This window comes from Salinarimonas rosea DSM 21201 (assembly GCF_000429045.1).
GTDB classification, from domain to species: domain Bacteria; phylum Pseudomonadota; class Alphaproteobacteria; order Rhizobiales; family Beijerinckiaceae; genus Salinarimonas; species Salinarimonas rosea.
The window spans coordinates 251,388-270,204 of the sequence record NZ_KE386841.1 but is presented as its reverse complement, the minus strand read 5'-3'; the positions used below and the strand labels follow the sequence as shown (position 1 = coordinate 270,204).

Genomic DNA, 18,817 nt, shown 5'->3' with positions numbered 1-18,817 from the left:
CACGGGCATGTCCCTCCTCAAGCGCATCGGCAGGCATCCGCGTGTCCAAGCCGCGGCGGGCTATGCCTTCGCGCGCTATCTCGGGCTCGTGCGCCTGACGAACCGCTTCACGACGGAGCCGCCGGACGCGCACGACCGCGTCGGGCCGCTGATGCCCGTGATCGCGGCGATGTGGCACGGCCAGCACTTCCTGGTGCACCTCGCGAGGCGCCCGCAGGACCCCACCGCCTGCCTCGTCTCGCGCTCGGGAGACGGCGAGCTCAACGCCATCGCGCTCGAGCATCTGGGCGTGCGCCCGATCCGCGGCTCCGGCGATCGCGGGCGCGGGCGCGTGCGCGAGAAGGGCGGCGCGCAGGCCATGCGCGCCATGCTCCGGGCGCTCGCGGGCGGGGAGAGCGTCGTGATGACCGCCGATGTTCCCAAGATCGCGCGGCGCGCCGGTGAGGGCATCGTCACGCTCGCGCGCCTCTCGGGCCGGCCGATCGTCCCCGTCGCGGTGGTGACGAGCCGGCGCAAGGTCTTCGACAGCTGGGATCGCGCGGCGCTGGGCCTGCCCTTCGGGCGCGGCGCAATCGTCATCGGCGATCCCGTCTTCGTCGCGCGGGATGCGGGGCCGGACGCGATCGAGGCCGCCCGCCGGGCGGTCGAGGCGGGGCTCGACGGGGTCCATGCCCGCGCCTACACGCTGATCGGCGCGAGCGACCCCGGCGGCGACCTGCGCGCCGCGCCCTCGGGAGGCGGCGCATGAAGCGCGGCTCTCCGCTGCTCGCGGGCTATCGCCTCGGCGTGTCGCTGCTGACCCCCGCCGCCGCGGGGCTCCTGCTGTGGCGGCGCGGCAAGGGCAAGGAGGACCCCGCGCGGCTCGGCGAGCGCCGCGGCCATGCCGGCCGCTCGCGGCCCGAGGGACCGCTCGCCTGGCTGCACGGCGCCTCGATCGGCGAGACGCTCTCGATCCTCCCCCTCGTCGAGCGGCTGACGCGACGGGGCGTCACGGTCCTCGTCACCTCGGGCACGCGGACCTCGGCGCAGCTCGTGGCGCGGCGCCTGCCGCCCGGCGCGATCCACCAGTTCGTGCCCCTCGACGTACCGCTCTACGTCAAGCGCTTCCTCGACCATTGGCGGCCGGATCTCGCGCTGTTCGCCGAGTCGGAGCTGTGGCCGAACTTCGTGCACGCGCTCGACCGGCGCGGCATCCCCCTCGTGCTCGTCAACGGCAGGCTGTCCGAGCGCTCGTTCCGGCGCTGGATGCGCGCGCCCAAGGCGGCGGAGGCGATCCTGTCGCGCTTCGCCTTCTGCCTGGCGCAGTCGCAGGCCGACGCCGAGCGCCTCGCGCGGCTCGGCGCGCCGCGGGTGGCGGTGGCGGGGAACCTCAAGTTCGATTCGCCGGCCCCGCCCGCAGATCCGCGCACGGTGGCGAGCCTCCAGGCGCTGACCGCCGGGCGCCCGATCTGGATGGCGGCGTCGACCCATCCCGGCGAGGAGGAGGCGGCGATCGCCGTCCATCGCGCGCTCTCCAGGCGCTATCCGAGCCTCCTGACCATCATCGCGCCGCGACATCCGAACCGCGGACCGGACATCGCCGCGACGGCGCTCGAATCGGGCCTCGTCGCCGTGCGGCGCGCGGACGGAATGCAGCCGGACCGGACGGTCGACCTCTACGTCGCCGACACGATCGGCGAGCTCGGCCTGTTCTACCGGCTCGCGCCGGTGGTGTTCATGGGCGGCTCGCTCGTGCCGCACGGCGGGCAGAACCCGATCGAGCCGGCGAAGCTCGGCGCGGCGATCCTGCACGGGCCGCACGTCCACAACTTCACCGACGTCTACGCCGCCATCGACCGCGCCCGCGGCGCCCTGCCGGTCGAGGACGCGCGCGCGCTCGCCGCCGCCCTGGCCCAGCTCCTGTCCGAGCCTGGGCGCATGCGCACGATGGGACGTGCCGGCACCGCCGCCGTGGACGCGCTCGGCGGCGCGCTGGAGCGCACGATCCGGGCGATCGACCCGTTCCTCGTCGATTTGCGCGCGGGCTCGTCCAGCTGATGCGGGCACCGGGCTTCTGGACGGCGCAGGCGCCGAGCCTCCCCGCCCGCCTGCTGGCGCCCGCCGGCGCCCTGTACGGGTCCGTCGCCGCGCGGCGGATGGCCCGGCCCGGCACGCGCACCGGACTCCCCGTGATCTGCGTGGGCAACTTCACCGCGGGCGGCGCCGGCAAGACGCCGACCGCCGTGGCGCTCGCCGCCCTCCTCGTCGAGAGCGGCTTCGCTCCGGCCTTCCTGACGCGCGGCCACGGCGGGCGGGCGCATACGCCGCTCCTGGTCGACCCCGCGCACCACGATCATCGCGCGGTGGGCGACGAGGCGCTGCTGCTCGCCCGCGCCCGACCGACGATCGTCTCGCCGGACCGCGTCGCCGGCGCCGCACGCGCGGCGGAGGCCGGGGCGGACGCGATCGTCATGGACGACGGCCTGCAGAACCCCGCGCTCGCGAAGGACCTCGCCTTCGCGGTGGTGGACGGCGAGACCGGGATCGGCAACGGGCTGTGCCTGCCGGCGGGCCCGCTGCGCGCGCCGCTCTCCGCGCAATGGCCGCACGTCGACGCGCTCGTGCTGATGGGCCGCGGCGCGCCCGGCGCGCGGCTGGCCGAGGAGGCCCGCGCCCGCGGCAAGCCCGTCTTCCAGGCGCGCCTCGCTCCGGACCCGGCGCTGGGCGAGCGGCTCGACGGCGCACGCGTGCTCGCCTTCGCCGGCATCGGCCGGCCGGAGAAGTTCTTCCGAACGCTGGAGGATTGCGGGGCGAGCGTCGTCGAGCGCGTCGCCCTGCCCGACCACCACGTCTACCGTCGCGGCGAGGCGGAGGCGCTCCTCGACCATGCGCGCGCCCGCGGGCTCCTGCCGGTGACGACGGAGAAGGACGCCGCCCGCCTCCCGCCGCTGGACGGGCTCCTGGCGCTGCCGGTGAGCGCGCGATTCGAGGACGTCGACGGCGTTCGCGCGCTGCTGGCGGCGCGCCTGGGTCTCGCGACGACCGTCTCCGGCCGCTAGCCCGACTGCCGCGAGGTGTCCGTCGCCGCGTCCTTCGCGTAGCCGAGGCGCACCAGCGCCGCCTGCGGGCTCGCATAGGCCTCCTGGCGCGGGACGCTCCAGTAGCGCAGCCGCTCGAGCGGGATCGCCTCGCCGGTGACGCCGCAGCGCACGAAGGTGCCGGGCTTCACCACGCGGAAGCTCGAATCCAGGTATTCGACCTCGGCCTCGCCGCCCGGCCGCTCGATCTTGTTCATCGCGTCATCCGTTCCGCGCGCGAAAGGGCGCACCGCTCCACCGAGCCATAGCGGAAAGGGGGCTGCCGGTTCAACTCGGGGCAGCGACCGCGAGCGCGATCATCTCCCGCTGCCCTCCAGCATCCGCGAGAGCACCTTGGCCGTGTAGTCCACCATCGGCACGATGCGGGCGTAGTTGAGCCGCGTCGGGCCGATCACGCCGAGCACGCCGACGATCTTCTGCCCGCCGTCGCGGAAGGGCGCGGCGACCAGCGAGGAGCCCGACAGCGAGAACAGCTTGTTCTCCGAGCCGATGAAGATCCGCACGCCCTCGCCCGCCTCGGCGCGGCCGAGGAGGTCGATCACGTCGGTCTGGGTCTCGAGGTCCTCGAACAGCAGGCGGATGCGCTCGAGGTCCTCGAGCGCCTGGAGGTCGGCGAGGAGGTTCGCCTGGCCGCGCACGATCAGGTGGCGCTCGACGGCGCCCTCGGTGGGAAACGCGACCCCCGCCTCGATCAGCCGCGCGGTGAGCGCGTCGAGCTCGCGCTCCATCGCCTCGCGCAGGGCGCGGGTCTCGTCGCGGACCTCGGCGAGCGTCTTGCCGCGGATGCGCGCGTTGAGGAAGTTCGCGGCCTCCGTCAGCGCGGAGGCGGGCAGGCCCGGCGGCAGGTCGAGCAGGCGGTTCTCGACGGAGCCGTCCTCGGAGACGAGCACGACGAGGGCGCGGGCAGGATCGAGGCGCACGAACTCGATGTGCTTGAGCCGCGGGTCCTGCTTCGAGGTGACGACGACGCCGGCCCCGCGCGAGAGGCCCGACAGCATGGCGGAGGCCTCCGCCAGCGCGCTCTCGAAGTCGCGCGCCTGGGCGGCCGCGCGCATCTGCGCCTCGATGTTGCCGCGCTCCTCGAGCGACAGGTCGCCGAGCTCCAGCATGGCGTCGACGAAGAAGCGCAGGCCCGTCTCCGTCGGCAGCCGGCCGGCGGACGTGTGCGGCGCGAAGATCAGGCCCGCCTGCTCTAGGTCGGCCATGACGTTGCGCACCGACGCCGGCGACAAGGGCGCGTGCAGGAGCTTCGAGATGTTGCGCGAGCCCACCGGCTCGCCGTTGGCGAGATAGCTCTCCACGATCTGCCGGAAGATCTCGCGCGAGCGCTCGTTGAGCTCCGCCAGCGCCTGCGCTTGGCCGGGGAGGCGGCCGAGGAAGTCCGTGCGGGATGGGCTCTCGCCTGTCATCGCGGGTGATCGTGCCTGGCGTCGGTCATACCCGATTATGTGACCCGCCCCCGGCCCGCGCGCAAGCGGCGGATCGGCACGCGCCGCTCAGTTCGAGGCGCGGCGCGCGACGCCGCCGCCGTCGATCGACACCCGTGAGGCCTCGATGATGCTCATGCCGATCTGCGTGCGCACCTCGATTCGCATCGGCAGCAGCACACCGCCCGCCTCCACCGGCGCGAGCCAGACCGCCATATCGCGGTTGTCCTCCATGAAGCGCACGGCCTCCTTGCCCGCGCGATGGCCGGAGACGGCCCGGAATCGCGCCTTGCAGATCAGCACCGGGCCGGAATAGCCGGGCTTGTCGAGCTCGCGCGTGCCGCCGTAGCTCAGCACGATGTCGAAGCGCGAGGCACCGTCGAACACGGGGATCGTGCGCTCGCACTGGCCCGGATCGGTCGACGCGAGGCGCCCGCGCGCGGGAAAGAGGAAGGCGCTGACCGGATCGACCACGCCGCGGCGATCGGCGGAGCGGACCGGCACGCGGTCGGGATGCTCGGGGAGCGGCGGCAGGATCTCCACGGCGGAGACCGCGCCGCCGGAGAGGCCCATGCGCACGGTCCGGCTCGCGCGGCTGGACGCCGAGTTCACCGCGAAGCTCGCGGGCGCCACCCGTTCGCCGTCGACGCGCCCCGTCGCCGTCGCGGCTCCGCGCCCGTCGGTGATCAGCCCCGCGAGCCCGACGAGCCGGGCCTGGACCGAGATCTCGTAGCGCCGCCCGTCGGAGGAGGACGTCACGTCCGCCTCGCCGATGGGGAAGCCCGCGAGCCAGATGCCGTAGGTCGCGTCGAAGGACGAGCCGCGGGCGGATGCCGTGCCCGGCGACGCGGCGAGGGCCGTGCCGAAGGCGGCGACGAGAAGGGCTTGTGCGAGGCGGCGCGCGCGCATGGCGTTTCCTTGGGTCCCGTCGGGTCCCGTTCGCGCCGGGAGCCCGCGCACGATGGCGTCCGTCGAGGCTCCTCGGCGAATCGGGCGTTGTCGAGGCGATATCGACCATCGAGCCAGATGGTTAACGCACTCCTATACGGGAGGCGGTGCGGTCTCCTCGCCGACCTCCCGCGCGCGCCGCGCGAGGAGACCGATGCGCCGCGGCGCGCCTTCCGCGCGGTGACGGAAGGCGCCCTGCGTCCTTGACGCGCCGGGGGCTTTGCGCCTATAGGCTCCAACCTTCCAGGGACACCGGTGTCCGGTCGCCCCGCATCGGCGCGCGTCACGCGCGGGAGCGTGGGGGAGAGACGCGGCCGCACCTCATCGACGATAGGACGTAAGAGATCATGTCGCGCCGTTGCGAACTGACCGGCAAGGCCGTTCTGACCGGCCACCTCGTGAGCCACTCGAACCGCAAGACGAAGCGTCGCTTCCTGCCGAACCTCGTCAACGTGACGCTCCAGTCCGACACGCTGGGCCGCTCGGTGCGCATGCGCATCTCCGCTGCCGCCCTGCGCACGGTGGAGCATCGCGGCGGCCTCGACGCCTTCCTCGCCAAGGCGAAGGAAGTCGAGCTGTCGCAGACGGCGCTCGGCGTGAAGCGCGAGATCGAGAAGAAGCAGATGGCGGACGCCGCCGCCGGCTGACCCGCCGGGCGCGCCGCTCCTCTCCGCGAGACGAGATCGACGGGCGGCCTCGCGGTCGCCCTTCGCCGTTTCCAGCATCCGAAGGTTCGATCATGGCCGCCCTGCGCAGCGACGACCGCAGCCCCATCGTCCTCGCCGTCGCGGCGATGGCCCTGGTGGTGCTCGCCTCGAACATCCTCGTGCAGCACCCGGTCCGGTCCTTCGGCCTGCAGGACTGGCTGACCTGGGGCGCCTTCACCTACCCCTTCGCCTTCCTGGTGACGGACCTCGCCAACCGCCGCTTCGGCCCCGCCGGCGCGCGCAAGGTGGTCTATGCCGGCTTCGCGCTGGCGGTGGCGCTGTCCATCTATTTCGCGACGCCCCGCATCGCCATCGCGTCGGGCGTGGCCTTCCTCTCGGCGCAGCTCCTCGACGTGGCGATCTTCAACGCGCTCCGCGCCAAGGCCTGGTGGATCGCCCCGCTGACCTCCTCGGTGCTCGCCTCGGCGCTCGACACGGCGATCTTCTTCTCGCTCGCCTTCCATTGCGGGCCGGTGCTCGGCGGCACGACGATCACGCAGATGCTCGGCGCCGTCGGCGTCGCCGACGCGTGCATCGCGCTGCCCTGGCAGACGCTCGCGCTCGCCGACTGGGCGGTGAAGCTCGCCGTCGCCACGGTCGCGCTCGTCCCCTACGGTGCGCTGGTCTCGCGCATGCGCCGCTGGGAAGACGTTCACGGAGCGGCGTGATCGCACCCTCCCGGCTCGCCGGGACGAGAGCAGGCGCCGATCCATGAGCGACGTTCCGAGCGACGATCCGAGCGACGATCCTCTTCCCGGCATTCTCGGCTTTCTGCGCGCCGCCGAGGCGCTGAAGGTGCGGCATCGCTCGGGCCGCACCTCCGACGGCGCGCCGGAGAGCATCGCCGCGCATTCCTGGCGCCTGGCGCTCGCCGCGATCGTCCTCCGCGACACGCTCGGCGAGCACGATCGGCTGCGGCTCCTCGAATTGTGCGTCGTGCACGACCTCGGCGAGGCCATCTCCGGCGACGTGCCCGCCATCCACCAGCGCCCGGACGACGGCCGCGCCGCCCGCGAGCGCGCCGATCTCGAGACGCTCGGCGCGCCGCTGCCCGCTTCGCTCCGCGAGAGGCTGCTCGCGCTCCACGACGAGTACGAGGCCGGCACGACCCGCGAGGCGGTCCTCGCCAAGGCGCTCGACAAGATCGAGACCATCCTCCAGCACGTGCAGGGCGACAACGGCCCCGATTTCGACCACGGCTTCAATCTCGGCTACGCCCGCTCCCGCACCGACGCCGACCCGGTCACGGCGCGGCTGCGCGCGATGCTCGATGCCGAGACGCGTGCCCTCGCGGGGCGCGACGGCGCCCCTTCCCCGGGGCGCCCGCCGCGCTAGCTCTCGGGAGCACCGCAGCCCGTCCGGATCGGCCCATGTCGCAGAGCGCCCTCATCGTCCTCGGCGAGTTCTCGCTCCTCGTCGCGCTCCTCGGCTTCGCCGCCTGGGAGGTCTGGAAGCTCCGGCGCGAGAAGCGCTGAGCGCGCCTCGCCCGGGGTCTCGTCGCGCGTGTTTTCGTTGACACGCGGCGGCCTTCCCATAGAATTCGCGTGCGGCCGCCCCTCTCGGGCGGCGCTTTCATTTGTGGGCGCGCCGGACGCGCGCGCCCACCCGCGAAGAGGATGGAGCCCGTGACCTCTGCGATCCTGCCGACCTACGCACGTGCCGACGTGGCCTTCGAGAAGGGTGAAGGGGCTTGGCTCGTGTCGCGACGCGGCGAGCGCTATCTCGACTTCGGCGCGGGCATCGCGGTCAACTCCGTCGGCCATTCGCATCCGCACGTCGTAGCCGCCCTCGTCGAGCAGGCCGGCAAGCTCTGGCACACCTCGAACCTGTTCGAGATCCCCGAGGGCGAGCGCCTGGCGCAGCGCCTCGTCGACGCCACCTTCGCCGACCGGGTGTTCTTCACCAATTCCGGCGCGGAGGCGAACGAGGGCGCGATCAAGATGGCGCGCCGCTGGCAGCACGTGAACGGCCGGCCGGAGCGCTATCGCATCCTGACCTTCGAGGGCGCCTTCCACGGCCGCACGCTCGCGACCATCGCCGCCGGCGGCCAGAAGAAGTACCTCGAAGGCTTCGGCCCGAAGGTCGAGGGTTTCGACCAGGTGCCCTTCGGCGACCACGAGGCCATGCGTGCGGCGATCGGGCCGGAGACGGCGGCGATCCTCGTCGAGCCGATCCAGGGCGAGGGCGGCATCCGGCCCGTCCCCCACCAGTGCCTGCGCGGCCTGCGCGCGCTCTGCGACGAGGCGGGCCTGCTGCTGATCTACGACGAGGTGCAGACCGGCGTCGGGCGCACCGGCAAGCTCTTCGCCCACGAGTGGGCCGGGCCCGAGGCGCGCCCCGACATCATGACGGTCGCCAAGGGCATCGGCGGCGGCTTCCCCATGGGCGCGATCCTGTGCACGGAGGAGGCGGGGAGCGCGCTGGCGCCGGGAACCCACGGGACGACCTTCGGCGGCAACCCGCTCGCCATGGCCGTCGGCAACGCCGTGCTCGACGTGGTGCTGGCGGACGGCTTCCTGGAGGACGTGCGCCGCACCGGGCTCCTGCTCAAGCAGCGGCTCGCGGCGCTGCGCGACCGCCATCCGGACGTGATCGAGGAAGTGCGCGGCGAGGGGCTGATGATCGGCCTGCGCTGCCGGGTGCCGAACGGCGACCTCGTCTCCGCCATGCGCGACCAGAAGATGATCGGCATCGCCGCCGGGGACAACGTCGTGCGCCTGCTGCCGCCGCTGATCGTCCGGGACGAGGAGACGGCCGAGGCGCTGCGCCGGCTCGAGGCCGCCTGCGTTGCGCTCGAGCAGGCGTCCGCGGCGGCGCCGACGGCCGCGGTCGCGGGAGCCCGCTGATGAACGCGCCCGTCCCGAAGCCCACCCCCGCCATCCGCCACTTCACCGACCTCACGACGCTGCCCGCGGAGGAGCTGCGGCGCATCCTCGACATCGGCGTGCGGATCAAGGCCACGCGCCGCCGCGGCGAGCGCCAGGTCGACCGCCCGCTCGAGGGCAAGACGCTGGCGATGATCTTCGACAAGCCCTCGACCCGCACCCGCGTCTCCTTCGACGTCGGCATGCGCGAGCTCGGCGGCGAGTCGCTCATGCTCACCGGCAAGGAGATGCAGCTCGGCCGCGGCGAGACGGTGGCGGACACCGCGCGCGTGCTCTCGCGCTACGTCGACGTGATCGTCATCCGCACGCTCGAGCACGACACGCTGCTCGAGCTCGCGGCCAACGCCACGGTGCCGGTGATCAACGCGCTCACCAAGCTCTCGCACCCCTGCCAGATCATGGCGGACGTGATGACCTACGAGGAGCATCGCGGGCCCATCGCCGGCGCCACGGTGGCCTGGGTGGGCGATTCGAACAACGTCCTCGCCTCCTGGGTGCACGCGGCGGCGCGCTTCGGGTTTCGCCTGCGCATCGCGACGCCGCCCGAGCTCGCTCCGCCCGAGGAGCTCGTCGGCTGGGCCCGGGCGCACGGCGGCGACGTCGTCGTCGGCACGGACGCCGAGGCGGCGGTCGCCGGCGCGGACGCCGTCGTCACCGATTGCTGGGTGTCGATGGGGGACGAGGACGAGGGGCGCCGCCACAATCTGCTCGCCCCCTACCAGGTGAACGAAGCCCTCATGGCGAAAGCGAAATCGGACGCCATATTCATGCATTGCCTGCCCGCCCATCGCGGGGAGGAGGTGACGGACGCGGTGATGGACGGGCCGCATTCGGTGGTGTTCGACGAGGCGGAGAACCGGCTGCATGCGCAGAAGGGGGTTCTCGCCTGGTGCTTCGGGATAGAGGTATGACGCAGACGCAATTCGAGGGCGCCGACGACGTCGTCCTCCCCTTCGCGGTCGAGGCGCTCGACGTGCGCGGACGGGTGGTTCGGCTCGGCGACGCCGTCGACACGCTGGTGGCCCGCCACGGCTATCCGGACGCGGTGGCGCGCGTCGTCGGCGAGGCGGCGGCGCTGACCGCGCTGCTCGGTGCCTCGCTCAAGTTCGACGGGCGCTTCCAGCTCCAGACCAAGACGGACGGGCCGATCGAGATGATCGTCGTCGACTACGACGCGCCCGACCGGCTGCGCGCTTTCGCGCGCTTCGACGCCGGCAAGGTCGCCGACGCCACCCGCGCCGGCGAGCCCCTGCGCGGGGCCGACGTCGGCCGTCTGCTCGGGCACGGCCATCTCGCCATGACCATCGACCAGGGGCCGGACCTGCGGCGCTACCAGGGCGTCGTCCCGCTCGAGGGGCAGGGCCTGGAGGAGGCGGCGCACCAATACTTCCGGCAGTCCGAGCAGATCCCCACCCGCATCCGCCTCGCGGTCGCCGAGGAGCTGACCGGCGGCGAGGCGCGGGCCTACCGCGCCGGCGGGGTGATGGTGCAGTTCCTCCCCTCCTCCAGCGAGCGGCAGCGACAGGCCGAGCTGCCGCCGGGAGACCCGCCCGAGGGCCATCCCGGGCACGACCGGGCGGAGCCGGCGGAGGACGACGCCTGGGTCGAGGCGAAGACGCTGGTCGACACGATCCAGGATCACGAGCTGATCGATCCCTCCGTGTCGAGCGAGCGGCTGCTGTTCCGGCTCTTCCACGAGCGCGGTGTGCGGGTGTTCGAGGCGCAGGGCATCCGCGAGGCCTGCCGCTGCTCGCGCGAGCGCGTCGTCGACGTGCTGACCCGCTTCCCCGAGGAGGAGCGGCGCGAGATGGTCGCCGACGACGGCTCGATCCAGGTGACGTGCGAGTTCTGCTCGCGCAAGTACGGCTTCGACCCGCACGAGATCGAGGAGAAAGCGGCGCGGGAGGGGTGAGACGGCGGGGCACGGCCCGGCAGCCGGATTGGCGTCAGCGCTGCTCATCCTCGTGCTCGCGCACGTATTGTGCGAGCACAGCGGCCATCGTACGCGCGACGTCCTGCGGCGCGTGCCGGCGGAACCACTCCAGCACGGCGGGATCGACCGGCACGCGCACCGCAACCGGTCGGCCGTGCGCGTCCGTCTCGACCTCCGGCCAGCCAGCCTCGACGAGATCCGGGATATCGCTGTAGTCGATGTCCTCGTCGCGCTGAAGATCGTAACGACGCGCCTCTTCCTGCGTCACGCGGGGTGGACGGTTCGGATCCAGTCGCTTTCTAACGAGCGTCATGTGCTGCAACCTCTCGACGGTTCGCAATACGAGCCGAGATGATGCGGACGACACCGCCTCGCATCGTGTACGCGACCACGTAGACGCGCCCGTCCACGCGCCCCGGTGTGACGAGACGAGCCTCTCCGTAGTCTCGGCGTACGTCAAGCAGGGTCCGGCGCGTCGCGTCGGAGAAGACCGCCATGGCGGTCTCGAAGCCGACGCCGTGCTTCGCGAGATTGCTCGCGGCCTTCCGACCGTCCCACTCGTACTCCATCGAGCCGATACCTCCCGTCGGTACGCGGCGGGAGGTATGGCTCGATGCGAGGCGCACATCACCTTGTATTTATTGCGTCGGTAGACACTACCTCGGCGCGCTCCGCTACGCCACCGCGCCGATCCCCAGTACCGCGAGGAGCAGCAGGATCACGAAGATCGCGATGAAGATGAAGAACAGGATCTTGGCGATCTGCGCCGCGCCCTTGGCGACTCCGGTGAAGCCGAGGGCGCCGGCGACGAGCGCGATGACGAGGAAGATGAGGGCCCATTCGAGCATGGTGGTCTCTCCGGTTGGGATGGGGGGTGAAGCTGTCGCTCCGCCCTAGAGGCGGGCGGCCTGGAGGGCATGGGCGACGCGGTTGTCGCGCTGGTGCGGACCGGGGCCGATCGGGCCGTAGTCGCCGCGCAGCGCCTTGAGCGCGTGGCGCTCGGTGTCGATTTCGCGTTCGGTGCGCACGTCCATCGCGCGCAGGGCCGGGACGGGCACGCACCAGCCCTGCAGCGCATGCTGCAGCAGGAAGGCGCCCACCGCAGCGGGGAGCGCCAGGAAGCGCCGGTCGACGAAGCTGCCGAGCAGCGTGCCGCCCAGCGCCGCCGCGCCGGCATAGGCCTCGAGCACGCGCTCGACGTCCCATTCCGCGTCGAGCGCACGCAGGCGGGCGTCGATGCGGTCGGGATGGCGGGCGTGGTAGCGGACGCTGGCGTTGGTCGCGTGGTCGATCCGGGCGTTCGCCTCGTCGCTGGAATGGCGGCGGACGCGGGTGGCCGTGTCGCTGATCATGTCGCGGCTCCTCTCGCGAAGCTCCGGGGGCGTCTTCCGGTCCCGGGAACGCGCGAGCCGCGGAAATCGATCCCAAGCGCGACTCGTTCAGGCGGAGCGCGCGGATCGATCGCGGCCGAGGAGGCCGGCTCTGCCGATGGCCGCAGCGGGATCAGCCGTCCTGCGCAGGCGGCGCGCGCAGCGCCGTCTCGCGGCGCCCGAGCCGGCGCCGGGCCCAGGCCTTCGCCCGACCGACCGCCCCGTCGAGCCGCCGCAGGCGCTCGGCGATCCGGGCGAGACGGGCGCCACGGGGGGAGGCGGACAGCGCGATCAGCCGGTCGTCGACCGCCAGGCGATCGGTCCACAGCGACTCGATCGGGTGGCCCGGCGCCGCGCAGGAATCGAGCGCCCGCGCCGGGTGCTCCCCCGCCCGCACGCGCTCCGCCGTCCACGCGTCGAGCAGCTGACCGGGCGAGGCCTTGGCGAAGCGCTCGTCGTAGGCGCACTTGAAGGTGCCGCCGCGATCCCCCGCGAGGATGTGCACGGAGGCCGCCACCGGTCGGCCGTCGACGCGCAGGAGATCGACCACCACGCGCGGGGCGACGGATCCCGACGAGAGCGCCGCGTCGGCGAAGGCGCGCGTCTCGGGCGCGCAGGCGAGCGCGGTGCCCGCCGCGCCCTTCCAGCCCGAGCGCTCGAGCGCGAGGAAGGCCGCGACGCCGGCGCCGACGTCGGCACCCGACACGGTCTCGTAGGTCGCGGTGCCCGCGCGGGCGAGCGCGGTCGCCGCGCGCCGCAGCTCCTTGCGCTTGCGCGTCGACGGCTCGGCCGTCCCGTCCCGGGAGATCGCCGCGCGGGCGAAGCCGTCGACCCGTGCCGTCGCGAGCCCGGCCTGCGCGGCCGCGGCGTCGAGCGCGTCGGCGGTCGCGCCGGCGACGCACAGCGGCAGGCGCAGCACCGCGCCCGGCGCGTGGGCTGCGAGCGTCTCGACCAGCGCCGCCGCCGCGCCCTGCGGATCGGTGCGGTCGAGGAGCGGCGTCGTGTCGACGATCATCGGATGACGCAGGCCCTCGAGCCGCGCCGGCAGGAGGCCGGGCACGCCGGCCGTCCGGGCGAGCGGCAGGAAGGCGAGGAGGCGCGGGCCGCCGGCTCCGTCCTCGGCCAGGACGACGGCGCAGGGGACCCGCCGGCCGCGCATCAGCGGGACGAGGAAGTCGGGTCCCCAGAACGGGTTCGCATCCGACGCGTCGCGCGCGAGGCGGGCCCAGGCGGCGCGCAGGGCCGGGTCGGCGGCGATCTCGACGAGGGGCCGCACGGCGCCGCGTACCGCCTGCGCGGCCGTCGTCCTGTCGCGCCATCCGCCCATCGCGGCCGTCCTCCCGCTCCATTGCGAGGGACAGGCCTAGCAGGCGCGCCCTAAGGGCGGGTTACGCCGGGGCTGAGCGCGGTTCAGCCCTGGTCCTCGGCGCGGCGCAGGCGCTCCCAGGAATTGGGCTGGGCGACCATGGTGCGGATCGCGTCGAGATTGGCGGCGACGGCGGCCGGCGGCAGGTCGCTGGCGAGCACGGCCTCGGCGTCGTCCATCTTGCCCTGGAGGCCGAGCACGAGGGCGAGGTTCTGGCGCACGCGCGCGTCGGCGTCGGGGTGCGCCGCCGCCTGCCGGAGCATCACCTCCGCCCGCGTCAGCTGGTCGGAGAGGGCGAGCGAGAGGCCGTAGTTGGAGAGCACCGTCGGCTCTCCCGGCACGAGGTTGAGCGCCGCCTCGTAGAAGCGCTGCGCCCGTGCGGGGTCGCCGAGCTGGTCGGCGACGGCGCCCTGGGCGGAGAGGACGCGCCAGTCCGGGTTCTGCGGCGAGTGTGCGCGGGCGAGCACCTCCTGCGCTTCCTGCAGGCGCCCGGCGTCGGCGAGGGCGCGGCCGTAGGCGCCGGCGAGGACCTTGTCGTCGGCGTTGCGCATGGAGGCCTGCTGCAGCACCGCCACCGCCTGGGCGCGCTGGTCGAGCCGGCGCAGGACCTGGGCGTAGGCGATCGCGACCCGGGCATCGCCGGGATCGGCCGCATTGCGACGCGCGAGGGTGTCGGAGGCGCTGCGCAGGTCGGTCTCGGAGGCCTGGGCGAGCCGCGCGGGGTCGATGCCGCCCGTCGTGGCGGGTCCGCGCGAGGAGAGGCAGCCGGCCGTCGAGAGGGCGAGCCCCGCGACGAGGACGAGTGCCGGCAGCCGCCGCAGGCGGGCGCCTCCCCCATTCCGCACGCGTGTCGTCGTCATTCCCCGCTCCTTCGGATCGCGCCGCGGGGCGCGTCATGAGCAATTGCAGGCTCCTGACGTCCATACTCTTTTAACCTTACCGCAGCGTTAACGCGCCCCGCCCGGCACCGCACCCGCGCTTGCCAACGCGCGGCGCGCGCCCGATAACCGGACGCGTTCATCCGGGAGGGGTCATGACGCACCGCGCGCTCGAAATCGATCCGACCGCCGCAGCGGTCGGGGTCCACCTCGTCGACGAGGGGAGCTGGCCGGCGCTCGCCGAGACGCTCGATCCGCGCGAGAGGCGCTTCGCGCAGGCGCAGGGCTTCGTGCCGAAGCCCGGCCGGCTCGTCGTCCTGCCCGACGCCGAGGGCGGCATCGCGCGTGCGCTCGCCTGCCTCGACCCGCACGACCCCTTCGCCGCCGGACGGCTCGCCACCGCCCTTCCGGCGGGCACCTGGCGGCTCGACCCGGCGCCGGCGAACGCCGAGCTCGCGACGCTCGCCTTTGCGCTCGGCGCCTACCGGTTCGACCGCTACAAGCGCAGCGGCGGCAAGGCGGACGTGAGCGGCGACGAGACGCCCCGCGCGCGTCTCGTCGTGCCCGACGGCGTCGACGCCGGCGCGGTCCTGCACCTGGCCGAGGCGGTGTGCCTCGGGCGCGACCTCGTCAACACGCCGGCCAACGACCTCGGGCCGGACGGGATCGCCGCCGCCGTCGTCGCGCTCGCCGAGCGCCACGGCGCCGAGGTCTCCGTGATCGAGGGCGAGGCGCTGCTCGAGCGCGGCTTCCCGATGATCCACGCGGTCGGCCGCGCCGCCTCGCGCGCGCCGCGGCTCGCGGACCTGACCTGGGGCGCCGCCGACGCCCCGAAGGTGACGCTGGTGGGCAAGGGCGTCGCCTTCGACACCGGCGGGCTCGACATCAAGCCCTCCGCCGCCATGCTGCTGATGAAGAAGGACATGGGCGGCGCCGCCGCCGCCATCGCCACCGCCGCGATGATCATGGCGGCGAACCTCCCCGTGCGGCTGCGCCTGCTGGTGCCCGCTGTCGAGAACTCCATCGCCGGCGACAGCTTCCGCCCCGGCGACGTGCTTTCGAGCCGCAAGGGGCTGACCGTCGAGATCGGCAACACGGATGCGGAGGGACGCCTCATCCTCGCCGATGCGCTGGCGCTCGCCGACGAGGAGGCGCCCGACCTCCTCGTCGACTTCGCCACCCTCACCGGCGCGGCGCGCGTGGCGCTCGGGCCCGACCTTCCCGCGCTGATGACCGACGACGAGGGCCTCGCCGCCGACCTCGCGCGGCTGTCGCAGGCCGTGCACGACCCGGTCTGGCGGCTGCCGCTGTGGAAGCCCTACGACAAGCTGCTCGACTCCAAGATCGCCGACGTGAACCACATCTCCGGCGGCCCCCACGCCGGAGCGATCACGGCGGGCCTCTTCCTGCGCCGGTTCGTCTCGCGGGCGAAGTCCTACGCCCATCTCGACCTCTTCGCCTGGAACCCGAGCACCAAGCCCGGGCGCCCGGAGGGGGGCGAGGTCCAGGCCGGGCGCCTCGTCCACGCGCTCGTCGCCGAGCGCTTCGGCCGCGGCTGACCGACGGCGACACCCGCCCGCGACGCTGCGGCGACGGGACCGGTGGATTTCCGGGCGGATCGTGCGCGAAGCCACTGGCGGGACGCGCGCAAGGCTGCTTGTGTAGCGTGACGGAGCCGGCGCGGAGGGGTGGCATGACCGGGGGTTGGATCGGGGCGGAGCGGGAGGGTGCGCGATGGCCGCACCGATGAAGCTCCCGCGCTGGGCGGACGTCGCCCTCGTCCCGGCGGTGAGCGTCGTCGCCGCCTTCCTCGTCGCCGGCATCGTGGTGCTGTTCATCGGCGAGGACCCGCTCACCGTCACGCGCGTGCTGATCTACGGCTCGCTGGGATCCGGCTACGCGCTCGGGTTCACGCTGTTCTACGCGACCAACTTCATCTTCACGGGCCTCGCGGTGGCGGTGGCGTTCCACGCCGGGCTCTTCAACATCGGCGGCGAGGGGCAGGCGATGCTCGGCGGCGTCGGCCTCGCGCTGGCGCTGCTGTTCCTGCCCGTCCCCCCCTTCCTGGCGATCCCGCTCGGCATCCTCGCCGCCGCCGCCTTCGGCGCCTTCTGGGGCGTGGTGCCGGGCTACCTGCAGGCCTATCGCGGCAGCCACATCGTCATCACGACGATCATGTTCAACTGGCTCGCCTCGATCCTGTCGGTCTACCTCCTCGTCAACGTGCTGCGCCCGCCGACCTCGATGAACCCGGAGACGCCGCTCTTCCCGACGGCGTCGTTCGTGCCGGCGATGCACGAGCTCGGCGCCGCCGTCGGGCTCGAGCTGCCGCGCTCCCAGCTCAACGCCTCGCTCTTCCTGGCGCTGATCGCCGCCTGGCTGGTCTGGCTGCTGATCTTCCGCTCGCGCCTCGGCTACGCCATCCGGACCGTCGGCGCGAACCCGACCGCCGCCGTCTACGCCGGCATCTCGCCACGCGCGGTCACCGTCGTGGCCATGGCGATCTCCGGCGCGCTCGCCGCCGGGCTCGCCGTGAACGAGCTGATGGGCTACCAGCACCGGCTGCTGCTGGAGTTCACCTCCGGCTACGGCTTCGTCGGCATCGCGGTGGCGCTGATGGGGCGCGGGCATCCGGTCGGGATCATCCTCGCCTCCCTTCTCTTCGGCATGCTCTACCAGGGCGGCGCCGAGCTCGCCTTCGAGGTGCCCGCGATCACGCGCGACATGATCGTCGTGATCGGCGGGGTGCTGATCCTCTTCGCCGGCGCGCTCGACGGCCTGTTCAAGCGCCTCGTCGCCGCCGCCTTCGCCGGGCGCGCGGCCCGGCCCGTGGCGAAGGAGGCTTGAGCCATGGACGCGATGAGCCTCCTCGCGCTCGGCGAATCCACCCTGCGGCTGACGATCCCGCTGCTCTGCGCCTGCCTCGCCGGCCTCTGGTCCGAGCGCTCGGGCGTCATCGATATCGGGCTCGAGGGCAAGCTCCTGATCGCGGCCTTCGCCGCCGCGAGCGCGAGCTACGCCACCGGCTCGGCCTATTGGGGGCTCTTGGCCGGCATCGGCGCCTCGACGCTCTTCGCGCTCGTGCACGGCTTCGCCTCGATCTCGCAGCGCGGCAACCAGATCGTCTCCGGCGTGGCCATCAACATGCTGGCCGCGGGCCTCACGGCGGTGATCGGCAATGCCTGGTACGGCCAAGGGGGGCGCACGCCGGCGCTCGAGGGCGAGCAGCGCTTCCTCGCGCTGTTCGACGTCTCGGACCAGTCGCGCCTCGTGCAGGTGCTCTTCGGCCAGTCCTTCCTCGTCTACCTCGCGCTCCTCCTCGTGCCCTTGACCTGGTTCGTGCTGGCCAAGACGCGCTTCGGCCTGCGCCTGCGCGCGGTCGGCGAGAAGCCGGCGGCCGTCGACACCGCCGGCATCTCCGTGACCGGGCTGCGCTACGTCGCGGTGATCCTCGCCGGCGTGTTCTGCGGCATCGGCGGCGCGTTCATCGGCACCGCCCTGTCCGCCGGCTTCCTGCCGGGCATGACCGCGGGCAAGGGCTTCATCGCGCTCGCCGCCCTGATCTTCGCCAAGTGGCGGGCCTGGCCGGCGCTCGGCGCCTGCGCGCTGTTCGGCTTCCTCGAGGCGCTCTCGATCCGCCTCCAGGGCGTCGACATCCCCGGTCTCGGCGAGATGCCCGTCCAGGCGATCCAGGCCCTGCCCTACGCCATGACGGTCATCCTGCTCGCGGGCTTCGTCGGCCGCGCCATCCCGCCGCGCGCCGCCGGCGAGCCCTACGTGAAGGAGCGCTGATGCCGGGGCCCTCGACCATGGACGACCTCTTCGCGGCCGCGAAGGCCGCGCAGGCGCGCGCCCACGTGCCGTACTCGCGCTTTCCCGTCGGCGCCGCGATCCGCGACGAGGCGGGGCGGATCCACGCCGGCTGCAACGTCGAGAACGCCGCCTATCCGCAGGGCGCCTGCGCCGAGACCGGCGCCATCTCGCGGATGGCGGCCGAGGGCGGGCGGCGCATCGCCGAGATCCTGGTGATCGGCCCCGGCGCCATGCTGTGCACGCCCTGCGGCGGCTGCCGCCAGCGCATCCGCGAGTTCGCCCGGCCCGACACGCCGGTGCACGTCGCGGGTCCCGAGGGCGTGCGGCGGACGTTCACGCTCGACGAGCTCCTGCCCCATTCCTTCGGGCCCGACAATCTCGACAGCGCCGGAGAGACGCCGTGACCACCTTCT

General features: G+C 73.4%; 22 protein-coding genes. 13 read left to right on the top strand and 9 right to left on the bottom strand.

Annotated elements, in window-relative coordinates; all coding sequences use genetic code 11:
* Positions 1-7: 7 nt before the first annotated feature.
* The 3 genes from G407_RS0122595 to lpxK are packed head-to-tail and all read left to right on the top strand — an operon-like array spanning position 8 to position 3,038.
* Positions 8-748 (top strand): lysophospholipid acyltransferase family protein, encoded by a 741-nt coding sequence (locus G407_RS0122595; RefSeq protein WP_029032634.1) that lies wholly within the window; start codon positions 8-10, stop codon positions 746-748.
* On the top strand, positions 745-2,037 hold the full coding sequence (locus G407_RS0122590; RefSeq protein ID WP_029032633.1) for a 3-deoxy-D-manno-octulosonic acid transferase: 1,293 nt from the start codon (positions 745-747) through the stop codon (positions 2,035-2,037). The genes G407_RS0122595 and G407_RS0122590 overlap by 4 nt, the downstream gene beginning before the upstream one ends.
* Positions 2,037-3,038 (top strand): tetraacyldisaccharide 4'-kinase, encoded by a 1,002-nt coding sequence (lpxK, locus tag G407_RS0122585; protein WP_029032632.1) that lies wholly within the window; start codon positions 2,037-2,039, stop codon positions 3,036-3,038. Before G407_RS0122590 ends, lpxK begins: the two co-directional genes overlap by 1 nt.
* Here the strand turns inward: lpxK and G407_RS29480 are convergent.
* The 3 genes from G407_RS29480 to G407_RS0122570 all read right to left on the bottom strand — a co-directional run bounded on the left by G407_RS29480 (position 3,035) and on the right by G407_RS0122570 (position 5,413).
* Positions 3,035-3,274, bottom strand: a complete 240-nt coding sequence (locus G407_RS29480; RefSeq protein ID WP_052341763.1) for a DUF2093 domain-containing protein — start codon at positions 3,272-3,274, stop codon at positions 3,035-3,037. The genes lpxK and G407_RS29480 overlap by 4 nt on opposite strands.
* Before the next feature lie 99 nt (positions 3,275-3,373).
* On the bottom strand, positions 3,374-4,486 hold the full coding sequence (gene hrcA / locus G407_RS0122575; RefSeq protein ID WP_052341762.1) for a heat-inducible transcriptional repressor HrcA: 1,113 nt from the start codon (positions 4,484-4,486) through the stop codon (positions 3,374-3,376).
* An 87-nt stretch (positions 4,487-4,573) separates the two neighbouring features.
* The gene (locus G407_RS0122570) at positions 4,574-5,413 is read right to left on the bottom strand and encodes a DUF3108 domain-containing protein (protein ID WP_029032630.1); all 840 of its coding nucleotides are present in this window, start codon (positions 5,411-5,413) and stop codon (positions 4,574-4,576) included.
* 386 nt (positions 5,414-5,799) lie between these two features.
* Here G407_RS0122570 and rpmB point away from each other — a divergent pair, with 386 nt between their 5' ends.
* The 6 genes from rpmB to G407_RS0122535 all read left to right on the top strand — a co-directional run bounded on the left by rpmB (position 5,800) and on the right by G407_RS0122535 (position 10,956).
* Positions 5,800-6,099: a 50S ribosomal protein L28 gene (gene rpmB, locus G407_RS0122565; RefSeq protein ID WP_029032629.1), complete on the top strand. Its 300-nt coding sequence runs from the start codon at positions 5,800-5,802 to the stop codon at positions 6,097-6,099.
* A 92-nt stretch (positions 6,100-6,191) separates the two neighbouring features.
* The gene (locus G407_RS0122560) at positions 6,192-6,827 is read left to right on the top strand and encodes a queuosine precursor transporter (RefSeq protein WP_043540359.1); all 636 of its coding nucleotides are present in this window, start codon (positions 6,192-6,194) and stop codon (positions 6,825-6,827) included.
* 43 nt (positions 6,828-6,870) lie between these two features.
* Positions 6,871-7,494, top strand: a complete 624-nt coding sequence (locus G407_RS0122555; RefSeq protein ID WP_052341761.1) for an HD domain-containing protein — start codon at positions 6,871-6,873, stop codon at positions 7,492-7,494.
* Between the two features lie 290 nt (positions 7,495-7,784).
* A complete protein-coding gene (locus G407_RS0122545; RefSeq protein WP_029032626.1) occupies positions 7,785-9,005 on the top strand; it encodes an aspartate aminotransferase family protein in 1,221 nt (406 codons plus the stop codon).
* Entirely contained in the window at positions 9,005-9,955 is a 951-nt protein-coding gene (gene argF, locus G407_RS0122540; protein WP_029032625.1) for an ornithine carbamoyltransferase, read from the top strand. The genes G407_RS0122545 and argF overlap by 1 nt, the downstream gene beginning before the upstream one ends.
* Positions 9,952-10,956 (top strand): Hsp33 family molecular chaperone, encoded by a 1,005-nt coding sequence (locus G407_RS0122535; protein ID WP_029032624.1) that lies wholly within the window; start codon positions 9,952-9,954, stop codon positions 10,954-10,956. The genes argF and G407_RS0122535 overlap by 4 nt, the downstream gene beginning before the upstream one ends.
* Before the next feature lie 34 nt (positions 10,957-10,990).
* Here G407_RS0122535 and G407_RS0122530 read toward each other — a convergent pair whose 3' ends face one another.
* From G407_RS0122530 to G407_RS0122505, 6 genes are all read right to left on the bottom strand, one after another.
* Positions 10,991-11,290: a hypothetical protein gene (locus G407_RS0122530; protein WP_156917685.1), complete on the bottom strand. Its 300-nt coding sequence runs from the start codon at positions 11,288-11,290 to the stop codon at positions 10,991-10,993.
* A complete protein-coding gene (locus G407_RS0122525) occupies positions 11,277-11,546 on the bottom strand; it encodes a BrnT family toxin (protein WP_029032622.1) in 270 nt (89 codons plus the stop codon). The genes G407_RS0122530 and G407_RS0122525 overlap by 14 nt, the downstream gene beginning before the upstream one ends.
* Before the next feature lie 105 nt (positions 11,547-11,651).
* Positions 11,652-11,825: a DUF1328 domain-containing protein gene (locus G407_RS31420; RefSeq protein ID WP_029032621.1), complete on the bottom strand. Its 174-nt coding sequence runs from the start codon at positions 11,823-11,825 to the stop codon at positions 11,652-11,654.
* 45 nt (positions 11,826-11,870) lie between these two features.
* Positions 11,871-12,329: a YgaP-like transmembrane domain gene (locus tag G407_RS0122515; protein ID WP_029032620.1), complete on the bottom strand. Its 459-nt coding sequence runs from the start codon at positions 12,327-12,329 to the stop codon at positions 11,871-11,873.
* Positions 12,330-12,480: 151 nt separating this feature from the next.
* Positions 12,481-13,674: a GNAT family N-acetyltransferase gene (locus tag G407_RS30790; protein ID WP_052341760.1), complete on the bottom strand. Its 1,194-nt coding sequence runs from the start codon at positions 13,672-13,674 to the stop codon at positions 12,481-12,483.
* A gap of 83 nt (positions 13,675-13,757) precedes the next feature.
* Positions 13,758-14,573, bottom strand: a complete 816-nt coding sequence (locus G407_RS0122505) for a tetratricopeptide repeat protein (protein WP_029032619.1) — start codon at positions 14,571-14,573, stop codon at positions 13,758-13,760.
* A 173-nt stretch (positions 14,574-14,746) separates the two neighbouring features.
* Here G407_RS0122505 and G407_RS0122500 point away from each other — a divergent pair, with 173 nt between their 5' ends.
* From G407_RS0122500 to G407_RS0122485, 4 genes are all read left to right on the top strand, one after another.
* On the top strand, positions 14,747-16,150 hold the full coding sequence (locus G407_RS0122500; protein ID WP_029032618.1) for a leucyl aminopeptidase family protein: 1,404 nt from the start codon (positions 14,747-14,749) through the stop codon (positions 16,148-16,150).
* A gap of 175 nt (positions 16,151-16,325) precedes the next feature.
* A complete protein-coding gene (locus G407_RS0122495; protein WP_029032617.1) occupies positions 16,326-17,438 on the top strand; it encodes an ABC transporter permease in 1,113 nt (370 codons plus the stop codon).
* A 3-nt stretch (positions 17,439-17,441) separates the two neighbouring features.
* The gene (locus tag G407_RS0122490; protein WP_029032616.1) at positions 17,442-18,383 is read left to right on the top strand and encodes an ABC transporter permease; all 942 of its coding nucleotides are present in this window, start codon (positions 17,442-17,444) and stop codon (positions 18,381-18,383) included.
* Entirely contained in the window at positions 18,383-18,808 is a 426-nt protein-coding gene (locus G407_RS0122485) for a cytidine deaminase (protein WP_029032615.1), read from the top strand. Before G407_RS0122490 ends, G407_RS0122485 begins: the two co-directional genes overlap by 1 nt.
* The last annotated feature ends 9 nt before the right edge of the window (positions 18,809-18,817 follow it).